At 30.3% G+C, this 4,517-nt stretch carries 5 protein-coding genes; 3 read left to right on the forward strand and 2 right to left on the reverse strand.

Annotated features, from left to right (window positions below; genetic code table 11):
• Together VLM92_RS10375 and VLM92_RS10380 are read left to right on the forward strand one after the other, a co-directional pair.
• On the forward strand, window positions 1–461 hold a 461-nt coding region (locus VLM92_RS10375), incomplete at its 5' end, for a hydroxyethylthiazole kinase (RefSeq protein ID WP_325276273.1).
• A gap of 198 nt (window positions 462–659) precedes the next feature.
• Entirely contained in the window at window positions 660–1,250 is a 591-nt protein-coding gene (locus tag VLM92_RS10380; RefSeq protein ID WP_325276274.1) for a hypothetical protein, read from the forward strand.
• Between the two features lie 306 nt (window positions 1,251–1,556).
• Here the strand turns inward: VLM92_RS10380 and pdxT are convergent, their stop codons facing one another.
• Both pdxT and pdxS read right to left on the reverse strand, forming a co-directional pair.
• Complete coding sequence (pdxT, locus tag VLM92_RS10385; RefSeq protein ID WP_325276275.1) at window positions 1,557–2,123, reverse strand: pyridoxal 5'-phosphate synthase glutaminase subunit PdxT; 567 nt, start codon at window positions 2,121–2,123, stop codon at window positions 1,557–1,559.
• Window position 2,124: 1 nt separating this feature from the next.
• Window positions 2,125–3,006: a pyridoxal 5'-phosphate synthase lyase subunit PdxS gene (gene pdxS / locus VLM92_RS10390; protein ID WP_325276277.1), complete on the reverse strand. Its 882-nt coding sequence runs from the start codon at window positions 3,004–3,006 to the stop codon at window positions 2,125–2,127.
• Window positions 3,007–3,312: 306 nt separating this feature from the next.
• Here pdxS and VLM92_RS10395 point away from each other — a divergent pair.
• A partial coding sequence (locus VLM92_RS10395; RefSeq protein WP_325276276.1) for an MBL fold metallo-hydrolase occupies window positions 3,313–4,517 on the forward strand: 1,205 nt, incomplete at its 3' end.

Raw genomic sequence — 4,517 nt, forward strand, 5'->3', positions numbered from 1 at the left:
ATGTAGTAAAAGGAAACGTAGCAGAGATTAAGTTCATTGGTGGATTTGGTGTAAAAGGAAAAGGTGTAGATTCTTTTGATGAAGAAGAAGATGCAACACAAATAATAAAAAAAATTGCTAAAAAGTTAGAATGTGTAGTAGTAGCAACTGGGAAAATAGATATAGTAACTGATGGAAATACAGTTTATAAAATAAATAATGGAACCTCAAAATTAAAAAGTATAACAGGAACAGGATGTATGAGTGCTAGTTTAATAGCAAGTTATATAGCATGTAGTGAAAAAACTATAGAAGGAGCTACAATGGGAGTACTTACAATGTCTTTAAGTGGAGAATTAGCAGACATTAATAATCCTAAAATTGGAACTTTTAAGGTTGATTTAATGGATGAAGTATATAGTCTAGATGCTGAAAAGTTAAATAAATATGCAAAGATAGAGGCAGTAATAGATAAAAAGTAGCAAACATTTTTGTTTGCTACTTTTTAATGTGAAAAATTAAAATATGGTTTATAAAATTAAGCTGCATATGCTTTTTTGTAACAATTATTTGCTTTAAGTTATTGTTTTCTTATTGTAAATAATAATTTAAAATTTGATATTATTGAATTAGTATTTTATAATAGATATTACAAAATACGATAAATAAAGGAGAAAAATATGAAGTTGAAAATTAGTATAATAGCGATGGTATTTAGCCTAGTATTAGTCGGATGTTCAAATGAAAAGATTGTAAAAGAAAAAGATATAGCTAATAAAAATGAAATACAAGGAAAAATAGAATCTCAAGAAAATTCAGGTTCTAATGAAATAGGCTCAAGTGAAAGTGTTAATCCAGATAAAGATGAAGATATAGAATTTAAAATATATACAGCTGATGTAGATGATACTAATAAAATAGTAGAATTTAAAACTATTAATCTAAAAAATGATAGTTCTATAGAAGAAAAGTTAAATGAATTATTAGTGACTTTAAAGAAAGATTATTTTAAAGATGAGAAGGCAAGTATATTTTTAGAGTCAATTGATTCTAAAGGAATAGCTACTATAAATTTAGTAGATAAAGAAGCATGGAGTCAATACTTTCAAGGTTCAACTGGAGGAATTATATCTCAATCAACTATTATAGAGACTTTACTTCAAAGAGAATATGAAGGAGAATGGATAAAAGGAATAAATGTATTAATAGATGGTAAGAAACAAGAAGTTTTTGACCATGCACCATTTGAAGAAATTTTTTATAGACAATAAATACTTATAAAAAATAATAGCATTAATTTATATGATTTTAGAATTACTTATGGGTAACCGAACCATAAGTAACTGCGTTTTTGAAAATTATTATAAGTATTCCCTTCCTATTATAGAAATTAGATGTAGCTATATGAATAATAAAAATGCACCCTATAGAGAGCGTTTTTTAAACTGTCTACTCTATAGGGTGCATTTTACTTTTTAATAGTCTTATAACTATCTCAAGGGTTCTTATATCTTACCGTAAAATTCCACTGTTTATCAACGGTTCACTGAAATGTTTACAGTGTCAATTTATGAAGCTTAGCTCATATTGATAAAGTACTCATGGAAAGTCGTATCATTCGTAAGCTCAGGATGGAAAGAAGTTGCAAGCATATTACCTTGACGTGCTGCTACGATATTTCCATCAATCTTATGAAGTAAATCAACTTTTTCATCTATATCAACAATGTATGGAGCTCTGATAAACACCATAGGAATTTCATTTTCAGATATATCTTCAATCACTTCATTAGTAACGAAGCTATCTAGTTGAGATCCATATGCATTTCGTTTCACTTTGATGTCCATAACTTTTAGGTGAGCGTTTTCACCGCCATCAAGCTCTTTAGCAAGCAGAATCATTCCTGCACATGTTCCCCACACAGGTAGACCATTGTTGATTTTATTTACTAAAGTTTCTTTGATTTGAAAATCATCAAGCAGTTTCCCCATTGCTGTACTTTCGCCACCAGGTAAAATAATTCCATCAAGATTATTGAGTTGTTCGGCTTTTCTTATCTCAATACCTTCGTGACCTAGTGATTTGATTATCTCTATATGCTCATTAAATGCACCTTGAAGTGCTAAAACACCTATCTTTTTCATTTTAGTACCCTCTATTAGCCATTCTTTCTTCTTCGTCTATTGAATAAACATTGATCCCAACCATTGCTTCTCCAAGATTCTCTGATACTTCAGCTAGTATCTTTGCATCGTTAAAGTGTGTAACAGCTTTTACAATAGCACTAGCTCTTTTTCTAGGATCTCCAGATTTGAAAATTCCAGAACCAACGAATACACCATCGCAACCAAGTTGCATCATCATTGCAGCATCAGCAGGAGTAGCAACACCACCAGCCGCGAAGTTTACAACAGGAAGTTTTCCATGTTCATGAACATATTCAACTAAATGAATAGGAGCTTGTAGTTCTTTAGCAGCATTCATTAATTCATCTTTCATTAAACCTTGAATTCTTCTGATTTCAGAATTCATCATTCTCATGTGTTTAACTGCTTCGATAACATCACCTGTTCCAGGCTCACCTTTAGTTCTAATCATTGAAGCACCTTCACCAATTCTTCTTAAAGCTTCACCTAGGTTCTTAGCTCCACAAACAAAAGGAATTTGGAAAGTTTTTTTGTCAATATGTAGAGTCGGATCAGCAGGTGTTAAAACTTCACTTTCATCAATATAGTCAACGTTAAGAGCTTCTAAAATTTGAGCTTCAACGAAATGTCCAATTCTTACTTTCGCCATAACTGGAATAGAAACAGCGTTTTGAATACCTTTAATCATTTCTGGATCTGAAGCACGTGCAACTCCACCATCTTTTCTAATATCAGCAGGAACTCTTTCAAGAGCCATAACAGCACAAGCACCAGCTTCTTCAGCGATTTTTGCTTCTTCAGGAGTTGTTACATCCATAATTACTCCACCCTTTAGCATTTGAGCAAGATTCTTATTTAAACCATATCTAGTATCCATTATAATTTCCCCCTTATTATCGTATATATACAATAGTTACCTAAAGTATCTTCTTGTTAAATATTATTACATCATCCAAACAATTTATCAAGTTTTTCTGCAAAAATATATCAGTTATGCGTATTGTATGGGTACGATTTGATGTTTACTTACATAAAAATCATTACAATTCATATCCTTTGTAATCCTTGTTGTAAAGAAGCAATCATCATACTGTTTATGCTATGAAATTTCATATAATAGATAAAAAAATATAATAAAATTAATACTTAGTTAATACTATAAATATATTTTATGGGGGGGATAATTATGGGAAATAAATTAAAAAATATAGAAATTGCAAATGGGATATACTGGGTAGGGGATACTGAAGAAGCAGGTGGACTTCATTGTAACCCTTACTTGATTATAGATCAAGGGGAAGGCGTTCTCATAGACCCTGGCTCAGTATTGGATTTTGAAAAAGTTTTTTCTAATGTGACAAAATTGATTCCATTAGAAAATATAAAACATGTTATATTGCACCATCAAGATCCGGATTTTTGTTCTAGTGTACCTTTATTTGAAAAGAAAGGATTGCAAGCACAAGTTGTAACACACTGGAGAACTTCTGTAATAGTCAAATATTATGGAATAAAATCTCCTTACTATATAGTGAATCAAAAAGACTTTAAATTGACATTATCCTCAGGAAGAACTCTTATGTTTGTATCAACTCCTTATTTGCACTTCCCAGGCTCTATTGCAACTTATGATATTGAATCTAAAACATTGTTTTCTAGCGATTTATTTGGTGCATTTTCAAATGGCAAAGATGAATTATTTGCAAAAGAAGGATATATGGAATCCATGAAAGCATTTCATGAACATTACATGCCTGGAAATGAAATATTAAGACCCGTAATGGAAATATTTTTAACCATGGATATATTAAGGATCGCTCCTCAGCATGGGTGTGTAATTGAACAGGATATAAAAACCTATATTAAGGCACTACGAGATTTAGAGTGTGGAACTTTTTTAGATCCTATTAAAAAAGAAATTTCAAAGACAGGCGGTTACTTAGGGATTTGCAACCAAGTAGTAAAAAGACTTTGCTCTGTTTTGAAAATTGAAGAAATAAAAAATATTCTTCAGGATGAAGATATAGTATTAGATGAACAAACAGGATTCATAGAGGATTTTAATTGTACGGGAAAAGAACTTTGGAATAAAGTTTTTGAATTATTGTATAAGAAAAAAGGAATAGACTTTCTAACTATAATGGAGCCATTTGCACAAAAAATATCAAAAGAATATGATATTTTACTTCCTGAAATATTAAATTCTAAAATTTTTGGAGGAGAAAAGAAAATTACAGAACTTAGTGAAAAAAATAGAAAGTTAATGGAATTAAATGAAGAATTAAAAAGGAATGTTCAAGAAATACAGAATAAGCTTACTAAGTGCCCTATTACCGGATTATATAATGAAGCATTTTTTTTCAATTATTTAGATATAACTTTTGATAGACA

The sequence above is a fragment of the Romboutsia sp. genome (assembly GCF_035470145.1).
In the GTDB taxonomy this organism is placed as follows: Bacteria; Bacillota; Clostridia; order Peptostreptococcales; family Peptostreptococcaceae; genus Romboutsia_D.

What these genes read in the sequence shown, in the direction of transcription:
- VLM92_RS10380 (WP_325276274.1), top strand. Translation starts at nt 660, where the DNA reads ATGAAGTTGAAAATTAGTATAATAGCGATGGTATTTAGCCTAGTATTA.
- pdxT (WP_325276275.1), bottom strand. Translation starts at nt 2,123, where the DNA reads ATGAAAAAGATAGGTGTTTTAGCACTTCAAGGTGCATTTAATGAGCAT.